23 protein-coding genes and 1 pseudogene are annotated in these 24,891 nt (G+C 26.8%); 4 read left to right on the forward strand and 20 right to left on the reverse strand.

Going from position 1 to position 24,891, the window contains the following annotated elements:
- Nucleotide 1: 1 nt before the first annotated feature.
- From yidD to CRU94_RS08500, 15 genes and pseudogenes are all read right to left on the reverse strand, one after another.
- Nucleotides 2–328: a membrane protein insertion efficiency factor YidD gene (gene yidD / locus CRU94_RS08440; RefSeq protein ID WP_129106347.1), complete on the reverse strand. Its 327-nt coding sequence runs from the start codon at nt 326–328 to the stop codon at nt 2–4.
- Nucleotides 325–660, reverse strand: coding sequence for a ribonuclease P protein component (gene rnpA / locus CRU94_RS08445; RefSeq protein ID WP_082946344.1), 336 nt, complete (start codon nt 658–660; stop codon nt 325–327). Before rnpA ends, yidD begins: the two co-directional genes overlap by 4 nt.
- Nucleotides 648–782, reverse strand: coding sequence for a 50S ribosomal protein L34 (rpmH, locus tag CRU94_RS08450; protein WP_024775877.1), 135 nt, complete (start codon nt 780–782; stop codon nt 648–650). The genes rnpA and rpmH overlap by 13 nt, the downstream gene beginning before the upstream one ends.
- A gap of 75 nt (nt 783–857) precedes the next feature.
- On the reverse strand, nt 858–3,434 hold the full coding sequence (locus CRU94_RS08455) for an ATP-dependent Clp protease ATP-binding subunit (protein WP_129106348.1): 2,577 nt from the start codon (nt 3,432–3,434) through the stop codon (nt 858–860).
- A 188-nt stretch (nt 3,435–3,622) separates the two neighbouring features.
- Nucleotides 3,623–4,027, reverse strand: coding sequence for a hypothetical protein (locus tag CRU94_RS08460; RefSeq protein ID WP_129106349.1), 405 nt, complete (start codon nt 4,025–4,027; stop codon nt 3,623–3,625).
- 5 nt (nt 4,028–4,032) lie between these two features.
- A complete protein-coding gene (locus CRU94_RS08465) occupies nt 4,033–4,260 on the reverse strand; it encodes a hypothetical protein (protein ID WP_129106350.1) in 228 nt (75 codons plus the stop codon).
- Nucleotides 4,250–6,943, reverse strand: coding sequence for a hemagglutinin repeat-containing protein (locus CRU94_RS08470; RefSeq protein WP_129106351.1), 2,694 nt, complete (start codon nt 6,941–6,943; stop codon nt 4,250–4,252). Before CRU94_RS08470 ends, CRU94_RS08465 begins: the two co-directional genes overlap by 11 nt.
- Before the next feature lie 505 nt (nt 6,944–7,448).
- Nucleotides 7,449–10,784 (reverse strand): filamentous hemagglutinin N-terminal domain-containing protein, encoded by a 3,336-nt coding sequence (locus tag CRU94_RS08475; RefSeq protein WP_129106352.1) that lies wholly within the window; start codon nt 10,782–10,784, stop codon nt 7,449–7,451.
- 15 nt (nt 10,785–10,799) lie between these two features.
- Nucleotides 10,800–11,903, reverse strand: coding sequence for a ShlB/FhaC/HecB family hemolysin secretion/activation protein (locus CRU94_RS08480; RefSeq protein ID WP_258237438.1), 1,104 nt, complete (start codon nt 11,901–11,903; stop codon nt 10,800–10,802).
- Nucleotides 11,904–12,014: 111 nt separating this feature from the next.
- Nucleotides 12,015–12,269 (reverse strand): annotated as a pseudogene (locus tag CRU94_RS09815) (POTRA domain-containing protein); the annotation flags it as partial.
- Complete coding sequence (locus tag CRU94_RS09740) at nt 12,266–12,430, reverse strand: hypothetical protein (RefSeq protein WP_258237439.1); 165 nt, start codon at nt 12,428–12,430, stop codon at nt 12,266–12,268. The gene CRU94_RS09740 and the pseudogene CRU94_RS09815, both read right to left, overlap by 4 nt.
- A gap of 79 nt (nt 12,431–12,509) precedes the next feature.
- Nucleotides 12,510–14,108 (reverse strand): ABC-F family ATP-binding cassette domain-containing protein, encoded by a 1,599-nt coding sequence (locus CRU94_RS08485; RefSeq protein WP_129106353.1) that lies wholly within the window; start codon nt 14,106–14,108, stop codon nt 12,510–12,512.
- A gap of 87 nt (nt 14,109–14,195) precedes the next feature.
- Complete coding sequence (locus CRU94_RS08490) at nt 14,196–15,689, reverse strand: hypothetical protein (protein WP_129106354.1); 1,494 nt, start codon at nt 15,687–15,689, stop codon at nt 14,196–14,198.
- A 49-nt stretch (nt 15,690–15,738) separates the two neighbouring features.
- Nucleotides 15,739–16,368 (reverse strand): NAD(P)H-dependent oxidoreductase, encoded by a 630-nt coding sequence (locus CRU94_RS08495; RefSeq protein ID WP_129106355.1) that lies wholly within the window; start codon nt 16,366–16,368, stop codon nt 15,739–15,741.
- Between the two features lie 31 nt (nt 16,369–16,399).
- Complete coding sequence (locus CRU94_RS08500) at nt 16,400–16,981, reverse strand: NAD(P)H-dependent oxidoreductase (protein ID WP_129106356.1); 582 nt, start codon at nt 16,979–16,981, stop codon at nt 16,400–16,402.
- A 120-nt stretch (nt 16,982–17,101) separates the two neighbouring features.
- Between CRU94_RS08500 and CRU94_RS08505 the strand changes: the two genes are divergently transcribed.
- Nucleotides 17,102–18,001, forward strand: coding sequence for an AEC family transporter (locus CRU94_RS08505; protein WP_129106357.1), 900 nt, complete (start codon nt 17,102–17,104; stop codon nt 17,999–18,001).
- A gap of 65 nt (nt 18,002–18,066) precedes the next feature.
- Nucleotides 18,067–18,807, forward strand: coding sequence for a DsbC family protein (locus CRU94_RS08510; RefSeq protein ID WP_129106358.1), 741 nt, complete (start codon nt 18,067–18,069; stop codon nt 18,805–18,807).
- Nucleotides 18,808–18,823: 16 nt separating this feature from the next.
- Here the strand turns inward: CRU94_RS08510 and CRU94_RS08515 are convergent, their stop codons facing one another.
- Nucleotides 18,824–19,852 carry a YeiH family protein gene (locus CRU94_RS08515; RefSeq protein ID WP_129106359.1) on the reverse strand — a complete coding sequence of 343 codons (1,029 nt, stop codon included), beginning with the start codon at nt 19,850–19,852 and terminating at the stop codon, nt 18,824–18,826.
- A 99-nt stretch (nt 19,853–19,951) separates the two neighbouring features.
- On the opposite strand from CRU94_RS08515, the gene CRU94_RS08520 reads away from it, so the two are divergent.
- Nucleotides 19,952–20,821 carry a LysR family transcriptional regulator gene (locus tag CRU94_RS08520; RefSeq protein ID WP_129106360.1) on the forward strand — a complete coding sequence of 290 codons (870 nt, stop codon included), beginning with the start codon at nt 19,952–19,954 and terminating at the stop codon, nt 20,819–20,821.
- Nucleotides 20,822–20,828: 7 nt separating this feature from the next.
- Here the strand turns inward: CRU94_RS08520 and CRU94_RS08525 are convergent, their stop codons facing one another.
- Nucleotides 20,829–21,710, reverse strand: coding sequence for a DMT family transporter (locus tag CRU94_RS08525; protein WP_129106361.1), 882 nt, complete (start codon nt 21,708–21,710; stop codon nt 20,829–20,831).
- A 129-nt stretch (nt 21,711–21,839) separates the two neighbouring features.
- Here CRU94_RS08525 and sugE point away from each other — a divergent pair, with 129 nt between their 5' ends.
- On the forward strand, nt 21,840–22,157 hold the full coding sequence (sugE, locus tag CRU94_RS08530; RefSeq protein ID WP_129106362.1) for a quaternary ammonium compound efflux SMR transporter SugE: 318 nt from the start codon (nt 21,840–21,842) through the stop codon (nt 22,155–22,157).
- On the opposite strand, the gene CRU94_RS08535 is transcribed toward sugE, so the two are convergent.
- The 3 genes from CRU94_RS08535 to CRU94_RS08545 are packed head-to-tail and all read right to left on the reverse strand — an operon-like array spanning nt 22,147 to nt 24,879.
- A complete protein-coding gene (locus tag CRU94_RS08535) occupies nt 22,147–23,289 on the reverse strand; it encodes a sensor histidine kinase (protein ID WP_129106363.1) in 1,143 nt (380 codons plus the stop codon). The two genes, sugE and CRU94_RS08535, sit on opposite strands and share 11 nt — an antisense overlap.
- Entirely contained in the window at nt 23,279–23,938 is a 660-nt protein-coding gene (locus tag CRU94_RS08540; RefSeq protein ID WP_129106364.1) for a response regulator transcription factor, read from the reverse strand. The genes CRU94_RS08535 and CRU94_RS08540 overlap by 11 nt, the downstream gene beginning before the upstream one ends.
- The gene (locus CRU94_RS08545; protein WP_129106365.1) at nt 23,935–24,879 is read right to left on the reverse strand and encodes a cache domain-containing protein; all 945 of its coding nucleotides are present in this window, start codon (nt 24,877–24,879) and stop codon (nt 23,935–23,937) included. The genes CRU94_RS08540 and CRU94_RS08545 overlap by 4 nt, the downstream gene beginning before the upstream one ends.
- Nucleotides 24,880–24,891: the final 12 nt, after the last annotated feature.

Consider the following 24,891-nt stretch of genomic DNA (forward strand, 5'->3'; position numbering starts at 1 on the left):
TCTACTTCTTCCACTCCCTGTTTTTTACTGCTAGAAATTTCCCATTTTTTGTGGGTATATACCAATATACTATTTTGATTTTATTATATTTGATATTTTGATTTTTTTTTAACCTATTTACAACTGGATAGTCAAACCCACCAGCAAAAAGTTGGTTGCACTTTAAAATACGCAATATTGTATAAAAAATAGCCTTAAAAAAACTATTATTATCTAATTGCCAAAGTGCATATTGTGAACAAGTTGGATAATATCTACACGAACCATATGATAGAACTGTTAGATATTTTTGATAAAATCTTATTAAATACTTACCAATACTTTTCATTTAAGTAGTTCAAGTCTTTTAAAAGCAAAATTAAAATCTTTTTGTAAATCTATAAATGACTTTTCATTTATAGGATTTTTTGCAACAAAAATATAACTTCCATCTTTTAATCGATTATCATATAGTAGTAGTGTAGCTCTCAATCTTCTTTTTGCCTTTGCTCTTAAAACTGCATTTCCAATCTTTTTTGAAGCTACAAATGCAAATTTTGATTTTGAATTTGGCATAAAAAAAGCGACAAAAGTTGAAGTATGCCAACTTTTACCGCTTTTATAAAGTTTATTGAACTCTTTTTGGCTATTTAGCCTAAAGTCCTTACTTAAACAGCTAATCTTTTTCTTCCTTTAGCTCTTCTTGCATTAATTACTCTTCTACCATTTTTTGTAGCCATTCTTACTCTAAACCCGTGAGTTCTTTTCTTAGGAGTGTTATGTGGTTGATATGTTCTTTTCATCTTACTCTTACCCTTTTAAATTTTCAAAATTAAGTTGTGGATTATAGGCAAATCTTACTTAAACTATTCTTTGCTTTAAGATATTTTTGCCACTATCTTGTCATCTTCTAAATCAAAATCAACACAACTTTGCTCTTTTATTTTATCCTCTAAAATAAGCTCAGCTAGTTTATCTTCAACTATCTCATAAATTGCTCTTTTTAGTGGTCTTGCTCCATATACAGGGTCAAATCCTACTTTTGCAATGTACTCTTTTGCCTCTTTTGAGAGTGTTATTTTTATATCTTTTTCAAGTAATTTCTTCTCTATATTTGCAAATAAAATATCAACAATATTTGTAATAGCATCTAAATTTAACTGCTCAAAAATTACAATATCATCAAGTCGATTTAAGAACTCTGGTCTAAAATGAGCTTTTAACTCATCCATTACAGCTTTTCTTCTTTCTTCTTTATCACTAATTTCAATAATTCTAGCACTTCCAATATTTGAAGTTAAAATAATAATTGTATTTTTAAAATCAACTGTAACACCCTTATTATCAGTTAATCTTCCATCATCAAGAACTTGTAAAAGTATATTAAATACATCTGGATGTGCTTTTTCAACCTCATCAAACAGTATTACACTATAAGGTTTTCTTCTAACAGCTTCAGTTAGCTGACCACCCTCTTCATATCCAACATAACCAGGTGCTGCTCCAACCAGTCTTGAAACAGCGTGTTTTTCCATATATTCACTCATATCAAATCTAATAAGTGACTTTGCATCATCAAATAAAAATTTTGCTAATGTTTTTGCACTCTCTGTTTTTCCAACTCCTGTTGGTCCTAAGAATAAAAAACTTCCTATAGGACGATTAACTTCACTAAGTCCAGCTTTATTTCTTTTAATTGCTCTACTAATTGCTTTTATAGCTTCATCTTGACCTATAACATCTTTTTTTAATACCTCTTCAACTTTTAATACTTTTTGTTTCTCACTATCAAGCATCTTATTTACAGGAATTCCAGTCCATTTTGAGACAATTGTTGCAATACTCTCTTCATCTACACTATTTCTTAAAAGAGTTCCCTCTTTTTGCATAATTGCCCATTTCTCTTCATTCTCTTTAATTTTTTTCTCTAACTCTGGAATATCTCCATACTCTATTTTTGCAGCCTCTTCAAATTTTGACTCTCGTTTTGCAATATTTGCTTTAGTTTTTAACTCATCAATTTTTGTTTTTAAATCACTTGTTAGATTAAATGTATGTTTCTCATTTTCAAATCTAGCTTCAAGATTTTGTTTCTCTTCATTTTTATTTGCAAGCTCTTTTTCTATCTCTTTAATTCTATCTTCATTTTTTTGGCTTTTTTCCATCTTTAAAGCCTCTTTTTCAACTTGCAAAGTTTGAATCTCTCTTTTTATTGTTGATAATGCTGTTGGCTCACTCTCAATTTGCATTTTAAGTTCTGCTGCTGCCTCATCTATTAAATCTATTGCTTTATCAGGTAAAAATCTATCTGTAATGTATCTATTTGATAACTTTGCAGCTGCAACTAATGCACTATCATTTATAGTAACATTGTGATGAGTTTCAAGTTTCTCTTTAATACCTCTTAAAATTTGTAAAGCTTCATTTACTGTTGGCTCATCAACTTTTACAGGTTGAAATCTTCTTTGCATTGCTTGATCTTTTTCAAAGTATTTTCTATACTCTTTTAGTGTTGTTGCACCAATTGTATGCAATTCACCCCTTGCAAGACTAGGTTTTAAAATATTTGCAGCATCCATACTTCCTTCACTAGCACCAGCTCCTATAATTGTATGAATCTCATCTATAAATAAAATTACATTCCCATCTTTTTTAACTTCATCAATTACAGACTTAAGTCTATCTTCAAACTCTCCTCTATATTTTGCACCAGCAATAAGTGAGCTCATATCAAGTGCAATTACCCTTTTATTTAATAAAGATGTTGGAACATCTTTTGCAACAATTCTTTGAGCTAAACCTTCAGCAATTGCAGTTTTTCCAGTACCTGGCTCTCCAAGTAAGATTGGATTGTTTTTTGTTTTTCTTATCAAGATTTGCATCATTCTGTTTATTTGTTCATCTCTACCAATAACGGGATCAAGTTTTCCATCAATTGCTTGTTTATTTAAATCTATTCCATATTTATTTAAAGCTTCAAGATTATCATCAGCACTTTGATTATCTATAGTTTTTCCAGCACGAATAGCCTCAAGCTCTTTTTTTGCCTCTTTTAAATCTATATATTTTCCTAAAATTTCTTTAATAGTTGGCTCATCGAAGTTTGCTATAAGCCAAGAGTCAATTGCTATATAGCTATCTCCCAAGCTTGACATCTGTCCAGCTGCTTTTTGAAAACTATCGTATAATTTTTTTGATACTTTAATATTCTCTTTTGTAACACTACTTACAGTTGGAAGTCTACTTGCATTTGATTTTGCTTCAAGTTCAATTGCAGCTTTGTTTACATTCATCTTATTTAATAGTTGATTTAATACTGAGTTTGTATTTGTAAGCAAAGCCCACAAAATATGTACTACTTCTATCTCTTGGTTTTTATTGTGTAAAGCTAGATTTAAACCACTATCAATAGCTTCTCTTAGTTGATTTGTCATTTTTTCAAATATATTATTCATTTAGCACTCCTAATGTTTAATTGCTAATTGGATTATATAACTTTAGTCAGATAATGTCAAGTATTATATAATATTATTTGAATATATAGAATTTTTTATAACTCTAAAAGAATTTGAGAAAAGATAAAATAAAAGTGTTACTCAATCTAAGGTATTAAATGATTAAAAAATTGTCTACTAACTTGGGGTCATTCCATTTGGCTTGAGTACAAATCTTTATTTACATTATCTTTATCTCTATTTAATCTATCCATATCATCTGAATTATCTTTATCTTTTATTATGATATTCCCTGTTCCTAATGTTGCTAAGGGTTTTGAAGTATTCGTTTCTAATGAATTCTCAGAGTTATATCCTAGGTTTGAAACATCTCCTTTTACATTACTACTTATACTTCCACCTAAAGTCTTACTTGAAGAGTAAGAAGAGTTTGAAAGGTTTGCAAATGTTAAAGTATCTGTTGTTAGGTTTAGATTATCTTCATCACTAGATATTAATGAACCTTTTAAATGTGTATTTCCATCTACATTTATATTTAAAGAAGCATTTAAACTTTGAGTAATAAAGAATATAGATAATATAATATTTTTCATTTATTTTAATTTTCTTTATCTTTTTTATAACTTTTATAGATAGAAATAATTTGATAAATAGCCACAATAAAACCAAATATGACACATATTATCCCTATAATAGTATTGGCTGTTTCATCTGTTCCCCATTTTGTATAAGAAGGATTTATAATAATATACATCCCAAAAACTATTATAATAATTGCTGTTAAAAATTTACCACTAAGTTTATCGAAAAGGCTACTATTTTCCATTAGTATTTCCTTTGTTCTGCTCTTCTTTAATTAATAAATCATTTACTTTCCCTAACCACCCCCATTTAGATATAGGAATAGTATCAAAAATTTGTCCAGAATAAATATCATAAGTATTCAATATTGGTTTAGGAAGCCAACCAGTTGCTCCATATTCAACTATTGACATTGCAGGAATAATTGTTAATTCTTTAGCCCAATCAGGCATATTGTTATAAGCAGTTGAAATATCTTGTGATATCTCATCTCTTTTTACATATAAAGTATTTAAATCATTTCCAAATAGATTTATTACTTCTCCTGATTTATTTATTACTTTTTTCATTGGTTGATTCATATTTTTATCTATTTCTCCTTCTATTCCTCTATGTATATCATTCTCATTTGTTGGTGTATTAAGATAAGTTTGAAAAGCACTTACTCCCAATATTACTATTGGAATTATTGGTAAATCATCACCATTATTTTTATCAAGTCCAGCAAACTCTTTATTATTTCCAGTTAATAAATTATTTGTATTAAATACTGATGGATACTCTGTTACTATCCCTAAATTATGATTATTTGTACTTGCTAGGTTTCCTCCATTTACTATATACAGTGCTCCATTGACATAATATGCCAAATTATTCCCAAAGTTTGTTGCATAGATATTTTGGTCTTTATCATTTGAAATAAATATTTCTTTTTGTTTATCCATATCATGCATTATTTCATGTCCTGTTGATGATACTAATTCACTTGTTGAGTTATTATTTTTATCATTTACATAACTTGTTTGTGTATTTGAATCATAATATCCTTTTACTTGTGTATTATTAGCTCCTGTTTCATCTGTACTTATGATTTTTACTTCATTTGATTTATATCCCAATTCTTGCATTACTGTACTTGCTATCTCTTGTAGCATATTTTGTTTTGTTAATGGGTCTAGGTTTGGATCTTGCAAATATTTTGATAGTTCTTCACTATTTGCTATCTTTGTTTTCATCGCATTATACACATCTACATTTTGTTGTGTTTCATCAAAGAAGTCTTTTATACCTACTTTATCATTTGATGTTATTTGTTCTATTGCTTTTGTTATTGCACTTGCTGTATAAATATCATCTTTTATCTCTTTTCTTCCATCCTCGGTTAGAAGTCTTGTATCCAAAGTCGCATCTACTTTTGTTCCAGTTTGGCTTGAGTACAAATCTTTATTTATAGCATCTGTATCTTGGTTTAGTTTTGTTATATCATCTGAATTATCTTTATCTTTGATTATGATATTCCCTGTTCCTAATGTTGCTAAGGTTTTACTTGCATTTGTTTCTAATGAATTCTCAGAGTTATATCCTAGGTTTGAAACATCTCCTTTTACATTACTACTTACACTTCCACCTAAAGTCTTACTTGAAGAGTAAGAAGAGTTTGAAAGGTTTGCAAATGTTAAAGTATCTGTTGTTAGGTTTAGATTATCTTCATCACTAGATATTAATGAACCTTTTAGGTGTGTATTATTTGCTACATTTATATTTATTTCATTTCCTGTTATAGAGCTTAGAACTGTTTGTTTACTTTGGCTTACTTTATTATTCATAGATAATCCTGCATTTGTTGTATTTGCACCCATTCCTGCATTTACATTAAATCCTGATTGATTTGAAGAATATTCATCTCTTAAGCTTTCAACTATTAGATTATTACCTACATTTAAATTTAGTGTATCTTCTGCTCTTAGAGAAGCTCCTATTAAATTTGCATCATTTCTTACATCTATATTCACATTATTTGCTAGTAGTTGTGAGTTATTATTTATTACACTATTACTTTGGAAACTTTGTTTTCCTCCACCTAATGATGCAGTCCCTCCTCCACCTCCATACATTGTTAGGTTTACACTTCCATTTAAACTCTCACTATTTTGTGTTGTATCTTGACTTGCTTTTACATTTAGCTTATTTGTATTTATATTCAAACTATCATTTGCTACTAAATTTGAACCTTCTATATTTGTATCTTCTTTTGCATTGATTGTTATACTGTTTGATACTAGATTTGAAGCATTTGAGCTTGTTGTTTTATTTTGGGTATTTGTTTTACTTCCATCTACATCTAAAGATACTCCTGCACTAAACCCTAATGTTCCACTTGAAGCAGCAGCTGTTGCTGTTTGTGTTGCAATAGCTGTTGTTTTACTTGCCAAATCTGCTGTTGCACTTGCTATTGCTGCTAAATAGTATTTCTCTTGTGATTTTAAGTTATCTATAAAATCACTTAAATCCTCTATATCACTATAATCTACTCCTACTTCTTTATTCTTATAGCTTTGTTTTAATTCACTCAAAGTATTCTCTAGTTTTTTTACTTCACTCTTATAGTTACTATAATCCTCTTTGGTCTGTTTTAGTTGCTCTGCACTCTTTACTGCACTATCTACTGCTTGTGCTATCTCTACATACTCATTTTGTAATGTTAAGCTTATCTTCACACTTCCATGCTTCTCATCTATATTTTGGCTATAACTATCTGTTGAGCTTAATATATTTACATCTCCAACCGTTGAGCTTAGTGTTATATTCTCTTCTGATTCTAAATTACTCCCTACTATATTTATATCACTTAAACTATCTAAAACTATACTCTCTCTTGCTTTTAGGTTTAACAATAAATTTTTATTTACTATTGGGTTTATACTCAAATTTTACCTTTTATTTTTGAAATAATTTTCTGAAGAAACTTTTCTTTTAGAAATTAACAATATTAATTTGGAAAAATAAATTGCAAATAAAATTTGTACCACAGTTAAGATAAACAAAAATATATCAAATTTAGTATATGTCATATTTGCAATACCTGTTTTAAATCCAAAATAATCCCTAAAAAAGAAGACTAATATTACAATCAAAAATACACCATTATACTTAAGAAAATACTTGTAGTTTATTCTTATTATATTTAATGAAACAAGACTATACATAGGAAACAATAAACCAATTATTATAAATAAGAAATTGGACATATGTCTATCAGTCTCAGAATTTGATAAAAAATAAAAAATAAAAAATATTTTTTTACCTTCACTATTATTAAAAAAAAGAAGCATCCAAAATAGTATTAACATTTTAGTTAATACTTCTATATTTGAATTATTATCTATATAAACAAAAATAAAAATTATGTATACACAAATTATTGCTATAATTTTATTTTTCATTAAACTGCTTCCAAACATCTTTACTATCTAAATTAGAATGGTCATTAATAAGTTGTTCATATAAATTTAATATACTTGTTGGGTAAATAATTATTCCATGATTTGGTGCTTCAACTTTTATATTCTTAATATTGTTATTATTTATTTTTTGATGAGCAAACGATTTCTGTATATCATCGATTCCCCCTAATCTTTGAACCATATCTCTTGTTGTTTTTTTACTCATAAACCCTTTTGTAGTTGTTTGTCTATCTCTATAGTACTCATTATTTAATGCCTCTACATTTACATCATTTGAAGCACTTAAATTTATATCCTCTTTTGCTTTTAGTTTTGTGGCTTGTAGGTTTATATTATTTCCACTTTGCATTAAGATATTATTTGCTTCTATATTAGATGTTTGATACTCTACATCTTTACTCTTATCAAACCCACCACTAAAATTTAAATTATATCCACTCTCTTTTTTTATTGCATTTAAATTTATATCTCCACTTTGTGTTTGAAGTTGTAGTGTTTCTTCTGCTTTTAGATTTGCTCCACTATTTGTAATATCTTGCGAAGCAAAGATTAAAAGATTATTTGCTTCTATACTACTTGTTTTTCCTATTTGGGTATTTGTAAAATTACCATTCTTTACCTGTTTAGTCCCAAATAAACTCTTCTTATTTAAAATACTATCTTCTGTATAGGTATTTGAATATGTCTCATTTATCACACTTCCATTTATTGAAGCAATAGCTATTTCATCTCCTTTAATCTGCCCACCATTTTTATTTATAAAATCTTCATTTGAAATAAGTGTTGCTTTTCCTTTTGATAAAAGAACTCCTGAACTGTTTGTGATACTATTTGCATCTATATTCATATCTTTATTTGATTTTATAGTTCCACTACTGTTTAAACCATCTTTTATATCTAAATCTATGTTATTTGCAACTATAGAGGCACCTTTTGTTTTATAATCTTTTGCCAAATATACAACTGGTACCAATACTATTTGCCCATTTACAATTTTCTCTTCCATCCAAACTATATCTTCTGTAAGATTATTTATTTGTTCTTTAGATAGAGGTTTACCCAATTCTAACTCTAAAATACCACTAAGATTTACTGCATTTTCCATCAATACTACAAACTGTTGATTCTCATTTTGGAAATCTAAATTTAAACTTCGTTGTCCTGTTAATCTAAAGATTGCATCACTTACAAGTTTTGTTTCATAGGCTGCATCCCCTAATCTTTTTATTTTTCTATCTTGACTATATCCAACCTTATCGAAGAAATATGAACTTCCTATATAGTTATCATAGTTTGTATATAAAGGATTACTCTCTACTAGATACTCTGGATTTTTATTTGGATTGGTTGTTGTAAATAGTGAATATCTATTTGTTGGTAGTTTATAGTTTCCCTCTTCATCTTTATTTAAAGGTATATTTTTAAACAAACTACTATTAAAAGAGTTATATGTATCAAACTCTAATGTTTTATTCTCTAGCATTCCATTTTCTAATTTATCTAAATTTGCAAATATTTTACCACCTGCTTGGATTGTAGAGTTTACACTATCTATTACCTCTACATTGTAAGTAGTTTGTCTACCTCTATAAGCTGAACGATTACTATGGTCTACACATTTTCCTAAAACTTTATGTTTACAATACCTCTCATTTTGATAGATATCTTTATGAGTTGTTACTAATTTTACAATATCTGTTGATATATTTGCTAAGGTATTAGCTTCTATATTTATATTATTTTGTGCGAATATTAGTGAATAGTTATTTTTTATATTATTGCTTATTATATTCATATCATTACCTGATATGATAGAAGAGTAGATATAATTTTTATCATAACTCATAACATCTGTATATATTGTAAAAGCATTGTAGGTATTCCCAGCTCTATCTCTTGCTATTGTTTGTGTATTTATTCTTGTACCATTTTGAATCGATTTTGAATTTCCAGATTGTATATAAGAGCCTTTTATATTTGGATTACCAGCTAGATTTTCTAGGCTAAAAGCTTCTATATTTATATCTTCATTTTGAGTTTTTATTATTGCTTTATCATTTACAACTCTATTAGCTTTTATACTTATACTATTTTTTGCTTCAATAGTTGCCTTTTCATTTGCCAAATCTACTACACTACTATTTGTACTATTTAAAAGAGTATCTTCTAGATATAAATTTACACTATCGTTTGAATAAATAGTATTATAATTTGTAAGATTTTTAGCAGTTATATCTATATCTTTATTAAGTGTTGCTATTGCATTTTTATTTACAATATCATTGGCTTTCAAACTAATACTGTTTTGTGCAATAATAAGTTCTTCATTCGTTATATCATTTTTTGCTTCCATATTTATACTATTTGCATAAACAATATTTGTATTTATAGAGTCATTTTTAGAAGCTATCTCTACATCTTTTTCTGAACTTACTTTATCTAAAAATATTTTTCCATCTACACTTAAAACTAAACTATCTTGAGCAATTATCTCAATAGGAAGATTTACCCCTACACCTTTTTGTGTTCCAATTAAGCTTATTTTATTTGCATATATTCCACCCAAAGAGCTAGAGTCTAATGATAAAAGTGGTTTCTCTTTTACTACATCTTCTATATTTTTAATAGTTCCATCTTGTAATATCTTATTCTCTCCAGTTACTACATCAAGATTTTGTGCATATATTTTTGCATTCAAACTAATTGTCTTTGCATAAAGTTCTGCTTTATTTACATTTGAAACATTTAAGCCACTTCCATCTATATCTATTTGTCCAGTTTTTATATCAAACCCTCTTAGCTCATGATTAATAATATTTGGATTTCCTGTTGTGATAGTTGCTTTATAAGTATTTATAAATCCAGCACCATTTATATAAATACCATTTGGGTTTGCTACAACTACAGATGCCCTATCTCCTGCTACTTCTGTAAATCCTTTTAAATATGTCCTATTTTTACTTGTTACTTCATTTAAAATTGTTTTTGCTGTACCATTTCTTAAGTTCTTATTTCCATAAATATAACCTGCAAGTTGTGTATTTACCTCTTGCTTATTTGAGTTATTTAAAATAAGTCCATCTTTATTTACATTATAATCGCTAAACTTATTATGAGATAAACCACTTTGAGTTGGAGCCACTATATTTACAACTGGAACCCCATTTCTAGCTTTTTCTATATTTGCTTGATTATTTTTTGGTGCAGTTGTATCTACTGCCAAATTATTAGCTATTAGAGTTTGTTGTAAAAACAAGCTTGTTGTTATTTGTAATGAAATTATTTTTTTTATATAATTTTTCATTTTTATTCCCCCCTCCTAAAAACTATAAACTATACTAAATCCATAAAAATCAGAGCTTTGCTCTTTTGTATATTCTGTCTCTTTTTTAGGTCTATTATAAAAGATTTCAAAACTCACATCTTTGTAATAAAATCTACTTCCAAATGCTGTTCCACTTATACTTCCAGCATTACTATAAATATTATCATCTATATATCCATAATCAAAACCTACATAAGGCATAATTACAACTTGGCTTATATAATATCTTTGTAAGATTTCATTTCTTAAATAAAATCCCTTATTTCCACTCAAACTTATATTATTGAAGCCTCTAACACTATAAATCCCACCTACACTTATCTCTTCTGTTCCAAAAAGATTATTATTTGAATATTGACCTCTAAATAATAAGTTATATTGTAAATTATGTAATTTATCAAAATATTTATTAAAACCAAAATCTAAATTAAATTTATCAAAATAGATATTTTGTTCAGAAAACTCCTCTTTTAAACCTGATATACCTTTATGATATAAAAGCTTACTATAAAAATCAAAACTATTTGATACATAACTATGTTTATATCCAAATCCAATAGGTCTAATTTTATAACTTTGTAAATCAAGTTTTGCATTATTTAAATAATTTCTTGTACTCTTATCTTCATAATTAATTATAAAACTAAGATTATTGTTAATATTATGAAAAAGCTTATATTCCATCTCTACACCAAAAGAGTAATTATCACCATTTGAAAGAAAATCATTTCCAAAGAAATCACTATTTATCTGTTTATAGTTTGAGTAATTATAAAAAAGATTAAATAAAGCTCTTTCAATAGGAACTGAATAGTTTATAGAACTACCTATAGTTTTATTTTTTGTTTTTAAGGCATTATTTGTAGTATTTAAATTAAAAGATAAAATATCATTTATATTTAAAAGGTTTTCATAATTTAAATTATTATATATCTGATATTTACCTGTATAATCTGTTCCAAAATTATTTACTCCAATAGTTCCATAATATGGATTTTTTTGGCTATTATTTTCTATATATATCTTTGTATAAAATGGTTCATTACCAGCGTATAATTGTAAATCTAGATTTTGTGAATTTAATCTATCACCTTGCATAAGAGCTACTTCTAAATCTTTTATATTTAAAACTCTATTTTTATAATTTAAATAAAGATTTGAACTATTTACATCTTTTGATAAAATTTCTTCTATTTTTCCTTCAAATACATCTATAACAAAACTATTATTATTTAAATCTTGAGCTTTTATATAAGCTTTACTTGTAATAAATCCACTATCTATATATTTATTTGTAATTTTATCTCTTAAATTTGATAAATTTCTAATACCATTACATCTGTTTAAATATGGTTCGATAATTTTATCAAAATAACAATCTTCAAAAACAGTAACACCTCTTATATAAATATTTTTGATATTTATACAACTTTTTTCATCTAGGTCTTGATCTATTTTTATTATCTTTTTATCAAAAAGCTTTTCATTTTTTTTGCTTTATTTGCTTTTTGCTCTTCAAATACTCTTTTTTGTTCTAAGTCTTGGATTTGTTTATTTACTATATCTAAAGGAGTGTTTGCATATATATTTAGCGTTATAAAGAAAAATATATAAATATTTCTCATTTTTTATGTTTCCCCTTACACTATTAATTTATAAGCGAATGTGTAGTTTCACTTATAAACTATATTTTATAAAGAAATTTTAAGCACTAAGACCTTTTGACTCAATAAACTCTTCATAAGTTCCTTTGAAGTCTAAAATTGAGCCATCTGCTTGAATCTCAATAATTCTATTTGCATAAGCATCAAGGAGCTCTCTATCGTGAGATACACAAATAACAGAACCTGCATATTGGTGAAGCCCTTCACCTAACGCAATAATTGCTTCAAGGTCAAGGTGGTTTGTAGGTTCATCAAGAACTAAAAAATTTCCTTGCTCTAACATAATTTTAGAGAGCATCATTCTATGTTTTTCTCCCCCACTACAAGCATCTACTTTTTTCTCTTGCTCTTGTCCATTAAAAAGCATTCTTCCAAGACAGTTTCTAATCTCTGCTATATCAGCTTCTCTATCAAATCCTCTTAACCAATCATAAAGTGTCATATCACCTTTTATAATATCTGTTGTATTTTGTGGGAAATATGAGTTTTGAATAGTTGCTCCCCATAAAACCTCTCCACTATCAGCTTTTATATTACCCATTAAAATTTCACATAAAGTTGTTTTTCCTATACCATTTGCTCCAATTAAAGCTATTTTATCCCCTTTTTCTAAAGTAAATGAAATATCTTTTAATACAACTTTATCTCCATAAGATTTTGAGATATTTTTAACAGTTAAAAGCTCTTTTCCAACCTCTCTTTTTTGTCTAAAAATAATAGATGGATCTCTTCTACTTGACACTTCAATAGCTTGAATATCAAGTTTATCAAGCTGTTTTTGTCTACTTGTAGCTTGTTTTGCTTTTGAAGCATTTGCACTAAATCTTGCAATAAACTTCTCAAGCTCCTCTTTCTCTTTCTGTTTTTTATTTACATCTGCTTGTTGTTGTTTTGCAATTAATGTAGAAGCTATATACCAATCATCATAAGTTCCACTAAACTCTCTAATTTTTTTGAAATCAACATCTAAAATATTTGTACAAACAGCATTTAAAAAGTGTCTATCGTGAGAGATAACTACCATTGTACCATCATGGTGTTGCAGTTGATTTTCAAGCCATGAAATAGTTTCAATATCAAGGTTATTTGTAGGCTCATCTAAAAATAGAATATCTGGTTTAGGAAAAAGAACTTGTGCTAAAAGAACTTTAACTTTATCACCACCTGTTAAAGTGCTCATTAAATTTTGTTGAGTTGAAGCTGGAAATCCTAAATCCTCTAAAATCTTTGTAACTTTAATATCATACTCATAAGTTGGATCCTCTTCACAACAAATAATCTCAAGCTCTGCTAATCTATTATTTATCTCATCAGTAAACTCAGGACTCATATAAAGCTCTTCTTTCTCTTTTATAGCATCATAAAGTCTTTTATTTCCCATTAAAACTGTATCAAATATTGAAAAGTTTTCATATGCAAATTGATTTTGTGATAAAACTCCAACTTTTTTACCATTTTGAATTTGCACTTCCCCTTCAGTAGCCTCTTCTTGTCCTGATAAAATCTTTAGAAAAGTTGTTTTTCCTGCACCATTTGCCCCTATAAGTCCATATCTTTTCCCGTTATCAAGTTTTAAATTTATATCAGCAAAAAGAACTCTAGCACCAAATGATTTTTTTAAATTAACTGTTTGAACCATATTTTAATAACTCCATTTTGTATAATTTTATTGATTAATTTTTGGCGATTATATCCAAATTAAAAAGTTTTTGCCTTAAGAGTGAGCTTAAAGCTCTTTCTCAAAAGCGAGTTTCATAATATCATCTTCACTTATAATATCGCTATTATCTTCATTTGGTGGATTTTTAATCCATAAAACTTTTGTTTTAAGTTGGTCTAATTGATATTTTGTAAGATTTTTTATAAGTTGATCTGTTACCATCTCTTTTGTTAAAGTATTTGCATTTAACATCTTTTTTATAACTTTCTCTAAGTTTTTCTTTGTAGATTCAAAAGCTTTCTCTTCATCTGTTAAAGAGATATACTCCTCATCAAGATATTTCATAACAGCATCACCAGGATATTTATAAGTTGTAATCCCTTTGTAGTTATATTTTTGACATTTTAGTCTTGGAATATAAACTCCTGTAAATACATATCCTAAAACTGTATTTATCCCTTCAAGTGTTCTTAAAGGATTGTGAGAGCAGATATAATCATCTTTTACAACTGTTGGAGAGTTTTGAAGTGAAGTTATATTGTTATGTAAAATTACAAAACTTCCTTTAACCTCTTTTGGTCCTCCTCTTAAAGATACCAACTCATTTTTATGAGCAAAAAAACTTCCACCAACTCTTGTTGGGCAACCTTCAAGAGATACAAGCTCATTTTCACTTATATCAAAATCTCCATCAACATAGTTAAAATTTAAAGGGAGTTTTGTTAAGTTTGGAAGTCTATTTGAAAGTTTTACATCACCTTGAACATCAACAGAGTTATCAGGCAAAATTGTAGTTCCTTTTATATCAAACTTATCAAGCCAAGCTTGTATATCTTCAGCATTTGTAAGAGCAACTAAAGGTCTATAAATATGAGAAACTGCCTCTCTACCATTATATTTATATACTTGTTCCTCTTCTGATTTTGGATTGATATTTAGTTTAATATCTGTAATTAAATCTCCACCAATCTCATCAGCAACACCATCAAGCTCACTTATTCTGTTTGTATTACAAATATAATCTTGTTTAACTGTAATTGGTCCACCAATTAGGCTCTCCAAAATATTATTTGAACAATCAAAATATGTATCAATACTTTTTGGACCACCTTCAAGTGTAGTTAGACGATTATTATTACACTTAAAGTGACCTCTTACAGTTCTTGGACTTGCTTTTATTGATGTTAGTTCATTAAAAGAGCAATCATAAAAACCTTTTACCTCTTTTGGACCATAAGATAGGTTTTTTAGATTATTATGAGAACAATCAAAATCTCCAACCTCAACAGGACAATCAAATAAAGATGTTAGTTTATTGTATGAACAGTTAAAATCTTTCATAACAATTTTTGGACAACCCTCAAGACTAGGAAGTTCATTGTTACTTATATCAAAATAACCATCAATTCTATCAAACTTAATTGGAAGCTTCTCTCCCTTTAACTTTTCACTTAAGTTTACATTACCTTGAACTGAAACATAAAAATCATCTGAAATATGGTAGTTACTTATACCATGCTCTCTTAACCAATTTTCTATCTCACTAACATTAACTAACATTTAATCCCTTATTTAATAAAAATATTGATTATATTAGCATTTTACAGCTTTAGTTAATATATTCAACAATTTTGTCTAAATCTTCTCTTAACTGTTTACTCTGCTCTTTTATTCTATACCCAAAAGGTACAATTACACTTAGTTGATACTCTTTTGTATTTAAATTTAATACTTTTTCTACATTTTGTTTTTCAAACCCTTCAATAGGACATGAGTCAATTCCTTTTACAGCAGCAGCTGTCATCATATTTGCCATTGCAATATATGTTTGTCTTGATGTCCAAGCAAGAGTTTTTTCATCACTACTAAATGTATCCTCTAAGTGACTTGAATATTTTTTAATATAGGCTTCAACCATATCTTGTGGCAATCCTCTTCTATTAAACTTTCTTAAAACTTCACTTGAAGTTGGTTTTGTACTGTCAATTGCTGCTAAAATAACAACTAAGTGAGAACAAGTTGTAATTTGTGGTTGATCCCAACAAAAAGGTCTTAATTTTGCTTTTAAATTTGGATTTGTAATAACCAAAAATTTCCAAGGCTCTTGCCCAAATGAGCTAGGAGATTTTCTTCCTGCTTCTAAAATAAAATTTAAATCCTCATTGCTAATCTTTTTTGTCTCATCAAATATTTTACAAGCATGTCTAAAATCCATAGCTTCCATAAAAGTTTTTTCCATATTTTTCTCCTATTAATTTATTTTTGTAATTTTATAAAAAATTCTCTCTTAAAGTATCTTCAAATTTAGCTAACTCTTTATTTAAATCCAAATCACCTTTAAAAATATCATGAACAGAGTAAGTTTTTAAAGGCTCCAATCCAACAAATTGAAAAGTTTTGTGAGTAGCAACATTTGCTTCATCTAGTGATAATCCATCAAAAAAACCATTTGGATTATTAAATTCACTCTTTGGACAGTTGTAAGTGATACTTAACATATATTTTTTACCTTTTAAAAGTCCCCCACTTCCATAAGTTTTACTCTCATCACTTCTACTTCTTCCATCGCTTTCATAGTGTCTTCCTTGAGTAAAAGTCTCATCAAAATATTTTTTAGTAATCCAAGGAACTCCCATCCAATAAACAGGATATTGAAATAAAACTGCATCAGCCCACTCAAACTTCTCACACTCCTCTTTTGCATCATAACCTTTTTCAATATGTGTATATTTAACTTCAAAACCATTACTTTCAAAAAACTTTGTTGCTTTTTCTACTATTTTATTTGTTAATTCACCTTTGGCAACTACATCATAATATTGATGTCCATTTATAATTAAAACTTTTTTCATATATACCCTTTAAAAAAATTATGTAAAACAATAATGTATCAAAATAATCTTAATCTCTATATTAAATAATTAAATCATATTATGATAAAGTTCCACTTTACTTATGAAAAAAGGTCTATTTTGGAAAATATATTACTAATTTTATTTGCTCTATTTTTAGGGTATATGTTAAATCGTTTAAATATTATGCAAAGGGATGGTTCAATTGCTTTAAATAAATTTGTACTTTATGTATCATATCCTGCAATTGTACTTTTACAAACACCAAAAATAAGCTTCTCTTTAGAGCTTATGATTCCAGCAATTGTTGCTTGGCTTGTTATGACTTTAAGTGCTTTTTTAATCCTTTTTCTATCAAAGATTTTTGATTTTAGCAAAGAGGTAATTGGAAGCTTAATGCTAGTTGCTATTTTGACAAATAGCTCATTCTTGGGTATTCCACTACTTGATACATATTTGCCAAATGATAATTTTATGCCATATTTACTAGTTTATGATCAACTAGGAACTTTCTTGGCATTTGCAATTTATGGAACATTTATAGTATCAATATATACAAGCAAAACAAAGGTTACTTTTAAACTAATAACTATAAAAGTTCTAACTTTCCCACCATTTTTAACTCTAGTTTTTGCTCTATTTCTTGTAGGCGTTGAGTTTAATCCTACAATTACAAAAGTATTAGAGGCTTTTGCCCTAACAACTGTTCCAGTTGCACTTGTAGCAGCTGGACTTCAACTTCAACTTAAACTTCCAAGAGAGGATATAAAACCTTTTAGTGTAGCTTTATTTGTTAAACTTATTTTTGCTCCAATTATTGCAATTATTATTTGTAAAATTTTTGGGTGGAATAATCTTGCAGGAACTGTATCAATACTAGAAGCTGCTATGGCTCCAATGATAACAGCAGGTGCAATAGCAGCAATGGCTGGACTTGCTCCAAGATTAAGCTCTGCAATAGTTGGTTATGGTATTTTAATCTCTTTTGTTACTACATATTTTTTCTCTTTAATTATCTAAAGAGTTTTACTAAAGATTAACTATATTTTAGTAACATTAGCACAAAATTTTAAAAAAGGAAAAAAATGTTAAAAAGAGTAAAAAATGCTCTATTTTTATCAATATTTTTATTAACTTTATCACAAGCTAATCTTATTGAACTAAAAAAGAGTGAATATGCACAATTTGAGGAGTTAGAACTTTTAAAAAGAAACTCTATAACTGTTGAAAAAGCTTTTAATGCAGGAGAGTTATATATTTTAAAAATATCAGCTCAAGGTGCAAAAGATGAGATTTTTGTAACAAAAGATAAAAAATATGTAATAAGTGGAACGGTAATAAATAGTTCAAATGGGACTCAACTAAAATCTCCTGTTGATTTAACACCACTTAAAAATAAAGAGGCTTTTATTTATGGAAATGGAGATAAAGAGTTAATACTTTTTACAGATCCACAATGTCCATATTGTAAAAAATTTGAGTCATATTTTGAACAGATTAAAGATAAAGTAAAAATCAAAGTATTTTTTTATCCACTTGATTTTCATAAAGAGGCAAGAGATATTAGCAAATATATCCTAAGTCAAAAAACTACAAAAGAGAAAATTGATGCTTTTTTTGAGTTTGAAATTGGAGATGATTTAACAAAAATTAAAAGTATAAAATACTCAAAATCTCAAGATGAGAGTTTAGAGAAAATTTTAGATGAGCATTTAAAACTTGGAGCAAACTTAGGAGTTCAAGGAACACCAGCACTTTTTGATAAAGATGGAAATAGTGTTATTTGGGTAAAACTTCTATCTGACTATAAAATTAGTGTTAAATAGTGGGCATTAGCTTCCACTATTTAACAAAAAACAGAACTAAAAAATATCCTATAAAACATAAATATATAAATAGAAGTAAAGTTAAATAAAAGGGTTTTATTCCAAGCTCTTTAAACTTTTTAAGATTTGTATTTAATCCTAAAGCAAACATTGCCATTGTTAAAAGTATCATATCTATATAATTTATTGTCTCTATTGTTTTAATATTTAAAAAATCAAAAGAGTTAAAAGCAACAACAACTATAAATATAATAGCAAACCAAGGAATCAAAATTTTACTTTTTTCTTTAACATTTTGTGAGCTTGGAAACTTGATTAAAAAATATGATAAAAGCAATAAAAATGGAACCAAAAACATAACTCTAACCATTTTTACAATTATTGCACTATTTGTAGCTTCATCACTTACCATATTTCCAGCTGCAACAACATTTGCAACTTCATGTAAAACTGCACCAAAATAGACTCCAATTTGATGATTATCTAAAGGTATTAATCCAATATTGTATAAAAAAGGTAACAAAAACATTCCAATTGACCCAAAAAGAACAACAAAAGATAGAGCAATTGCACTTTTATATGATTCATTTTTTACAACACTAGATGTTGCCATAACAGCAGCAGCTCCACAAATAGATGCTCCTGAACTACATAAAATTGACACTTCCCTATCTAGCTTTAATACTTTAACTCCAATAAAATACCCTAAACTAAAAGTTGAAAAAACTATAAAAAAGGCTACAAAAACTCCACCCAAACCAACATATGCAATATCTTGAAAACTAAGTCTAAAACCATATAAAATAATTCCAACTCTTAGAAGTTTTTTTGCACTAAATGTTATGGCTTGATTATATTTCTCAAAAAAGCTCTCCTTTATTGTATTTGCAAAAAATATCCCTAAAATAATTCCAACAATTAATGGGCTTATTGCAAAACTTGAAACGATTTTTAAATTTGAAATAGATATTGATATTATTGCAAAAACAAAGATTACTAATGTACCTATTGTTAATAATTTTATATCTTGATTATTTGTTTTCATAATAATTCTCCTTTAATTTTAAAACTATATTCTTATTTTTTTAATTTGTAAAATATATTATTTTTAATATAATAATAAATATTTTTAATAAGGAAAAATATGACACTAAAAGAGCTAAGTTTTTTTTATAAACTTTGTGAAAATCCGCAAGTAACACAGGTAGCAAGTGAGTTAAATATAAGTCAATCAGCTATTTCATTAGCTATAAAATCATTAGAAAATAGTCTAAATGAACAACTATTTAATAGAATTGGTAAAAAATTAATCCTAAATGAAAAGGGAAAATATTTTAAAGAAAAGACCTATTCCCACTATCTAGCACTTATTGATGCAAGAACAATTTTTCAAGAGAATAAACTAGCTGGACATATAAAAATAGCTGCAAGCAAAACAATATCAAACTACATTATGCCTAATATTTATTTTGATTTTTTATCAAAATATAGAGATGTAAAACTTGATATCTTAACAATAAACTCAAGCAAAATAATAGATAAAATTTTAAAAAGTGAGCTAGATATTGGGCTTATTGAAGTAGATATGCAAAATAGTAATTTAGTAAAAGAGAAGTTAGCAAATGATGAGTTAATAGTTGTTACAAGTGATAAAAACTACAAAAAAGAGGCTTTTATTGATACAATTAATAAAAAATGGATTTTAAGAGAGCTTGGAAGTGGAACACGAGAGATTTTTATAGCAAAAATTGGTGAGATTGCAAAAGAGTTAGATATTTTTATAGAGCTTCAAGATTTTGAGGAGATAAAAACTATTGTTTTAAACAACCCCAATACAGTAACTGCTATTTCAAAAGTAGTTGTGAAAAAAGAGTTAGAAGAGAAAAAACTGTTTGAAATAAAATTAAAAAATCTAAAGCTAGATAGAGAGTTTTATCTAATTTATCATAAAGAGAAATCAAAAAACCTACTTTTTGAAACTTTTGTTGAGTTTATAAAAAGTAGATTTAACTAAGTTACTTTTATTTTTGTCTTAAAATTATAATTGTAGCAATTGTTGAAAGCAAAATACCTATAAAAACTCCTAAAGAGATTGTCTGTTTTTCAAAAATAAACATTATTAATGCAACCAAAGATGGACTTATATAAATATATGCCATAACTTTTTTTGGTCCTAAAATAAGTGTTGCTTTTTGATATAAAAATAGCGTTAAAATTGTTGTTGCAATTACTAAATATAACATTGAAAATAGTAAATTACCCTCAATTTTACCCCACTCATAAGGAATATCTAAAATCAACATTGTAAAACTCATCCAGATTATTCCAGCCATTAAAGTAGAAAAAACAAGTACAATAATATCATCATCTTTTTTATATAAAACCTTTAAAAATATTGAATAAAGTGCCATAGATAAAGAGGCTATTAAAAATATAATATCTCCTTGATTTAGAGAAAATTTTAATAAAAGTTCTAAATTGGCTTTAAAAACAACTATTAAAGTAGAGATTATTCCTATAATATAAACAATCAACTGAGATAAAGGAATCTTCTCTTTAAAGAAAAAGATACATAAAATTGCAGTCATTAAAGGAACTAAAGTATAAATAGAGCCTGTATTTAAAACTGTTGTCTGTTCCAAAGCTTTGAACATTCCAATAAAATATAAAGAGTAAAAAAGACTTATAACCATAGCCTTTGGTAAAAGTTTTGGTACTGCTTTTACTCTTTTTTTATTAAAAATTACAAGTGGTGATAAAAAAATAAGTGCTAAAACAAATCTATAAAGAGTTAATGATATTGCATCTATTGTACTTGAAAGTTTATATGATGCAAGAAATGATCCTGCTATAAAAATTGTTGCTATTATTACATAAATATGAGCTTTTGTTGATTGTTGCAAAGCTTTACCTTAATTGATTTTTATCTCTATTTTATCTAATATTTACTAAAATACGCCTCTACAAAAGCTAGGACGACCTAGCCTCTTTACTCACTCAAGGACGGCCTTAAATTTTTCAAAAGGATTTTTATGAGTTGGACAATACTTTTTTTAGCAGGTATTTTTGAGATATTTTGGGCAGTTGGTTTAAAATATAGTGATGGGTTTACAAAACTATTTCCAACTATTTTTACTATTGTTACTATGATTATTAGTTTTTATCTTCTTAGTCTTGCTTTAAAAGCTCTTCCTATTGGTACAGCATATGCTGTTTGGGTAGGTATTGGAACTGTTGGAACTGTAATAGCTGGAATTATGCTTTTTGGTGAATCTATGAACTTAATTAGAGTTATAAGCATTTTATTTATTCTTATAGGAATAGTTGGTCTTAAATTTACTACAAACTAAAAATATATGTAAAAGTTGAGCCTTGATTCTCTTTTGAGTCTAGCTCAATTTTTACGCCATTTTTATCACAAATATTTTTTACAATACTAAGACCTATTCCAAAACCACCTGTTATATTATCGCCTCTATAATATCTTTTAAAAACTGTTGATATATCTTTTATACCAACTCCTTCATCTTTAAAAACAAGCCTTATACTATTATCATCTTTTATTAAACTAACATAAATATTTGACTCATTTTTTGAATATTTTATTGCATTTGATAGATTATTATCAATTATTCTATAAGCCTCTATTTCATTAAAAAGTATCTCAATATTTGCTTCTATATTTTTATGAAAAACTATATTTCTAGCAACTGCTAAGTCATTGAAAAACTCTACTCTTTTTTCTAAAAATGAAGATAAATTAATATTTGTTTTTAGCTCTTTTACCTCATGTTGCTGCATGTAATACTCTAAATCTTCATAAATAATTGTCATATTTTTCAAAGCAGATTTTACCCTTAAAATATTTTTATCATTTCTTAATCTCATTGATAACATATCAATATTTATTCTAGCAACTCCTATTGGAGTTTTTAGCTCATGCATAGCATCTTTTAAAAACTCATCTAAATAGATATTTAATTTTTTATATGGCTCAATGCTCTGTTTTATTACAAAAAATGAGAGTAAAAATATAAAAAAAGTAACTATTGAGATAAGTATTAAGGCATTATATATAACCTCGCTATAATCGCTATTTTTGCAAACAATTAAGAATGAAGCATCTAAAATATTTTGATTTAACTCTTTTTGATAACAAAATCTATCTTTAAACTTTTTAAAATCTTCATAAAAAAACTCTAAAGATTCATTTGAAGAGAATATTTCATTTCTATTTTTATCAAAAATTGAAGAGAAATATATGTTTGATCTTGGATAATAAAATATATTGTTGTTCTGTCTTTCAAAATAATCTATTTTTAAAACAATTTGATTTGCATAATTTTGTAAATCTATTTTATCTTTTATATCTTGATTATTTTTTGTTGCATCTATATAAAAATATATTGGAATTAGAGCTATTAAAAGTGTAATTGTTACTTGAATTACAATATATTTTAGTTCTGATTTGCTATTTATCAATTTTATAACCTAAAAATCTCTTTGTTTTAATAAAATCTTTGTCTGTTTTTTCTCTAACTCTTTTTATACACATTCTAATATCTGCATAAGATATATCTTTATTCTCCCAAACATTTTCATGTAAAGATTCAATAGATACAAAAAAACCTCTATTTTGTACCAAAAAAGATAGAAGTTCAAGCTCTTTTGATGATAAATCAACTACCTTTTTATCTCTATAAAGAAGAGATTTTTTTATGTTGTATTTAAATCCTAACTCAAGCTCAATGCAATCATCACTTGAGTTAAAATGATTTTTTATAAGTGCCTCTATTCTAAATTTTAGCTCAATCATATCAAAAGGTTTTCTAATATAATCATTGCAACCAAGAGTGTAACCACGGCTTAAATCTTTTATATCTGTAAGTGAAGTTAATATTATAATTGGAGTATCAATAGAGGCTTCTCTTACATGCTTTACAAGCTCAAATCCATCCATTTTTGGAACTCTTATATCAAGTAACAATAGATCATATCTTTTTTCAAAAATTGAGTTTAAAGCATCTTCTCCATTATCAAAATCATCAACTACAAAATCAAGCTCTTCTAAAAACTCTTTAATTGAGATTTTATATAAATAGTCATCTTCAAGTAGCAATATTTTTATCATCTAATTATTATCTCTTTTTTTAAAATATCTTTAGTATCACTTTTTTCATCTTTTATTTCAACATCTATAAAGTAATCATATTTTGGTAAATATCTAAAGTTGTTTATATTTTTATCAAAACTAATAAACAAAACTCCAACACTACTATTTTCGAACTCTCCTAAAGGAATTTGAGTAAAAATCCTATCATCTATTTCATAATAAAACTTATCTTTTTTTAAAAATTGTGGATTTTTTTCTAAAATATCTAATAAGCCTTTTGTAAAACTACTCTCTAAAATAACATAATCTTTAAACTTTTGATTATTTTGATGGTAAGTTGCAATTTTTAAATAATCTCTCTCTAGCACTACTATAGAGTCTATACCTAGAGTTTTAAGCCTATTTACAAGAGATTTAAAATCAACTATTACTTCAAGAGAACCTATAAATATATTTTTATCATTATAAATTGGTACAATTGCTTTTATGTTAAATCGTTTTCCTAATTCACTTGAAACATAAGGTTCATTTTGTTTTTTAACCTTTACAAGACCCTCTCTAAAACTATCAAGTTTTAATCCAAAATCTTTATCTTCCCAACTTCTTGTAAAAACCTCTAAATCTTTTGTATGAATTTGAACATCTATGCTATTTTTTGTATATGTTTTTATTATATTTAAAAGTTTTAAAAGCTCTTTTTTTAACTCTATATTATTTTTATTTTCTAAATTTTTAATAATCTCTTGATTTCGTGAAAACATTAAAGCTAAAGACAAAGCTTGATTTTTTTGGTTTTCTAACTCATTTTCAATAATTTGAATTTGATTTGATACAAATATATCAAGATTTTTTTTATCTAAAATATTATTGTATTTATTTAAAAAGTATATAAAAAAAAGAACCAAAAAAATAAAAAGTGTAACTATTTTTTTGTAAGTTTTTATAAAAGGAAGTATCATTTAAGATACTCC

This window comes from Arcobacter sp. AHV-9/2010, from assembly GCF_004116575.1.
Lineage (GTDB): Bacteria > Campylobacterota > Campylobacteria > Campylobacterales > Arcobacteraceae > Aliarcobacter > Aliarcobacter skirrowii.